Source organism: Plantibacter sp. CFBP 13570 (assembly GCF_014841395.1).
Taxonomy (GTDB): Bacteria; Actinomycetota; Actinomycetes; order Actinomycetales; family Microbacteriaceae; genus Plantibacter; species Plantibacter auratus.
Genome location: NZ_JACYTW010000139.1, coordinates 1 through 934, shown reverse-complemented (window position 1 = coordinate 934; position 934 = coordinate 1). Strand labels below are relative to the sequence as shown.

The window sequence follows — 934 nt, the reverse complement described above, 5'->3', positions numbered from 1 at the left end:
CGGCAGCAGCCGCGGCGTCCTCCGAGCTCGCCTCCGCCGCGCCCTCAACGCGCGCCGCCTGGCTCGAGGCCGTCGCCGATGCCCTCGACGGACGGGTCGACGAGCTCGTCGCCCTGGCCGACGAGGAGTCCCACCTCGGGACCGCGCGCCTCACAGGCGAGGTCGCGCGGACGACGGGCCAGCTGCGGCTGTTCGCCGCCGTCCTCCGCGACGGTGCCTTCCTCGAGGTCGTCATCGACCACGCCGACGCCTCCGCCACCCCGCCCAAGCCGGAGCTGCGACGGATGCTTCGGCCGACGGGGCCGGTGGCGGTCTTCAGCGCGTCGAACTTCCCGTTCGCGTTCTCGGTGGCCGGCGGCGACACGGCGTCGGCGCTGGCGGCCGGATGTCCGGTGGTCGTGAAGGCGCACTCCGCCCACCCGCGGCTCTCGCGACTGACCGCGGCGATCGTCACCGAGGCGTTGCACACGGCGGGTGCCCCGGACGGCACGTTCGCGCTCGTCGAGGGTCGTGAGCAGGGCACCGCCCTCGTGCAGCACCCGGTGATCACCGCGGTCGGGTTCACCGGCTCACTCACCGGCGGGCGCGCCCTGTTCGACCTCGCGTCGCAGCGGCCGGCCCCGATCCCGTTCTACGGCGAGCTCGGCAGCACGAACCCGGTCGTCATCACCGAGGCCGCACTGCAGGGCGAGGCCGCGGGTGACCTCGCTCGCGGGCTGGCGGCGTCGTTCACCCTCGGCGTGGGGCAGTTCTGCACGAACCCCGGTCTCGTCCTCGTACCGAGCGGCAGCGGGTTCGCCGAGCTCGTCGCTCAGGCGGCGTCCGACGCCGTCGCCGGGCGCATGCTCACGCCGGGCATCGCCGAGGCGTATGCCGCGGGCACCGCTCGCGCCGCCGGCCATCCCGGGGTGCGGACGCTCCTCGGCGGCGAGAC

The 934-nt window shown here is 75.4% G+C and carries 1 protein-coding gene; it reads left to right on the top strand.

Features of this window, described 5'->3' with window-relative positions; genetic code table 11:
• Positions 1 to 934, top strand: a 934-nt coding sequence (locus IFT89_RS19900; protein ID WP_202939850.1) for an aldehyde dehydrogenase family protein, incomplete at both ends; no start/stop codon positions are given.